Origin of the sequence: Solibaculum intestinale, assembly GCF_040096205.1 — a bacterium.
Lineage (GTDB): Bacteria > Bacillota > Clostridia > Oscillospirales > Acutalibacteraceae > Solibaculum_A > Solibaculum_A intestinale.
The window spans coordinates 1-2,304 of record NZ_JBBMFD010000055.1; the positions used below are offsets into that span (position 1 = coordinate 1).

The window sequence follows — 2,304 nt, forward strand, 5'->3', positions numbered from 1 at the left end:
GGTTGATAGGCTGCATGTGTAAGCGTGGTGACATGTTGAGCTTGGCAGTACTAATTGGTCGAGGGCTTGACCTAGTGCGAATCCTTCTTCTTCCTCCTCTTTACTTCTTCCCCTTTGTTCAGTTTTTAAGGTGTGAAAAATACCTTAAAGTGAGCACCATTAGCTCAGTTGGTAGAGCACCTGACTCTTAATCAGGGTGTCCCGGGTTCGAGTCCCTGATGGTGCACCATGGATTGTCGGAAGGTCAGGGCCTGCAAGTTCTGGCCTTCGGGCAAACGACAGTGGGAAATGGCCCGTTGGTCAAGTGGTCTAAGACTCCGGCCTCTCACGCCGGCAACATGGGTTCGAATCCCGTACGGGTCACCAAAACAGAAGAAAGCGATTGAAACGGGGAAACCCGTTTTGATAGATGGTCGGTGTTAATGACGATGAGGGTCCACCCGTTCCCATTCCGAACACGGTAGTTAAGCTCATCGGTGCCGAAGATACTTGGCTGGCGACGGCCCGGGAAAATAGGACGATGCCGACTTCCTGACAAGATTGATTCCGTTTCTGGTTTCGATCTTGTCCTATATTCCTCAATAGCTCAGCTGGTAGAGCATGCGGCTGTTAACCGCAGGGTCGTTGGTTCGAGTCCAACTTGAGGAGCCAGAGAGTCAGATAACTGTCCATTCGGACAGTTATCTGACGCGATTGTATTTTATGGGCCTTTAGCTCAGTTGGTTAGAGCAACCGGCTCATAACCGGTCGGTCCCGGGTTCGAGTCCCTGAAGGCCCACCAATATATAGGGGTATAGCTCAGTTGGTAGAGCAGCGGTCTCCAAAACCGCGTGCCGAGGGTTCAAGTCCTTCTGCCCCTGCCAAAACGAAAAGTGCGTCAAACCCAGTGATAGCAAGGGTTTGACGCACTTTTTCTATCTGTAAACGAAGCTGCTGCACCCCGGTTCAATTATCCGACTTTCCCCTTTTATATTCCGTTTTTACCCCCTAGTGGTTGTAGTGTGGTTGCAGTAAAAACGGATATAGGAGAGCGTGCGTGTTCCCTGCCATAAAAACTCATACTACGGCTAAAGGAGTGTGTTTTTATGGGAAAGCGCAGCGACGGAGAGGGCACCGCCCCCAAGCAACGAAAAGACGGTATGTGGTATCGGGCCATTCGGATTGAGGGCACAAACAAGCGAAAGTATCTCTATGCCAAGACCAAAGCGGAATTGGACAAGAGATATAAGGAGTTCACCAGGCAGCTTGCCAGCGGCACCTATCTGGAAATTAAGAAGCAGACGGTCGAGGACTATATGCTGGACTGGCTGACAACCTACAAGAAAATCGAACTCAAACCGAAGTCTTATGACACATTGGAAAGCACGATAAACTATCAGATACTTCCCCATTTCAAAGGATTGCAGTTTTTTGCCGTAAGCCACGATGATGTGCAGCGGTTTATCAACAAGCTGGATGAAGAAGGGCGTTCCTATTCTGTTATCAGAAAAGCGTATCTGGCGCTCAACGGCGCTTTCAAATACGCTATGATGAAAGACCAGATTCTGAAAAATCCCTGTTTCGGCGTCAAGCTACCGAAGAAAGCCGCCAAGAATATCAAGGCTATTTAGGTGTTGTCTAAGGAACAAATCAAGGTGTACTGCGAGTACGCCACGGAACGCTACGGCAACGGAAAAAGCGTCTACCGGCTGGGATACGGCCTTGTCCTCATCCTGTTCACCGGCCTGCGTCTGGGCGAAGCGGCGGGGCTTATGTGGGACGATATCGACTTTGAGAAGCGGACACTCAAGGTGCAGCGGACGCTGGAGTATGTAAAAAACTGGAACAGAACAGAGGATGAAAACCACTATATTCTGGTCGAGGGTACGACAAAATCCAAATCCAGTGAACGAACTATCCCTCTTAATCAGACCGCTCTGGACGCCCTGCTGGAATTAAAAAGGGCCAACGGTGGATTCGATTATGTGTTCTCCAACGCCAAGGGAAAGCCGATCAATCCCCGCAACCTGAACAGGGCGCACGATTGTATTTTGGAACGGGCCGGAATCGACCATATCGGCATACACGCGCTACGCCACACGTTCGCCAGCCAGTTATTCGCCAACAGAGTGGATATCAAGGTGATTTCCAAGCTGCTGGGCCATTCGGAGGTATCGGTTACATACAATATCTATATCCATTTACTAAAAGACGATATGCCGGACGCTACCGCTAGTCTGGACGCACTTCTGGACGCAGTATAGACAAGACGGGGGGGGGGGGGGGGGGGGGGGGGGGGGGGGGGGGGGGGGGGGGGGGGGGGGG

2 protein-coding genes, 5 tRNA genes and 1 rRNA gene are annotated in these 2,304 nt (G+C 51.1%); all 8 read left to right on the top strand.

Annotation, left to right across the window (positions count from 1 at the left end; translation table 11 throughout):
• Nucleotides 1–153: 153 nt before the first annotated feature.
• The 8 genes from WMO26_RS13430 (at nucleotide 154) to WMO26_RS13465 (ending at nucleotide 2,243) form a co-directional block, all read left to right on the top strand.
• Nucleotides 154–229: transfer RNA gene (locus tag WMO26_RS13430), tRNA-Lys, on the top strand.
• Between the two features lie 61 nt (nucleotides 230–290).
• Nucleotides 291–366 (top strand) — tRNA-Glu (locus WMO26_RS13435).
• A 46-nt stretch (nucleotides 367–412) separates the two neighbouring features.
• Nucleotides 413–529: ribosomal RNA gene (gene rrf, locus WMO26_RS13440) — 5S ribosomal RNA — on the top strand.
• A 46-nt stretch (nucleotides 530–575) separates the two neighbouring features.
• Nucleotides 576–651 (top strand) — tRNA-Asn (locus WMO26_RS13445).
• Nucleotides 652–704: 53 nt separating this feature from the next.
• Nucleotides 705–781, top strand: a tRNA-Ile gene (locus WMO26_RS13450).
• Between the two features lie 6 nt (nucleotides 782–787).
• Nucleotides 788–863, top strand: a tRNA-Trp gene (locus tag WMO26_RS13455).
• Nucleotides 864–1,085: 222 nt separating this feature from the next.
• Nucleotides 1,086–1,610, top strand: a complete 525-nt coding sequence (locus WMO26_RS13460) for a tyrosine-type recombinase/integrase (protein ID WP_349221142.1) — start codon at nucleotides 1,086–1,088, stop codon at nucleotides 1,608–1,610.
• A 3-nt stretch (nucleotides 1,611–1,613) separates the two neighbouring features.
• Complete coding sequence (locus WMO26_RS13465; RefSeq protein WP_349221143.1) at nucleotides 1,614–2,243, top strand: site-specific integrase; 630 nt, start codon at nucleotides 1,614–1,616, stop codon at nucleotides 2,241–2,243.
• Nucleotides 2,244–2,304 lie beyond the last annotated feature (61 nt).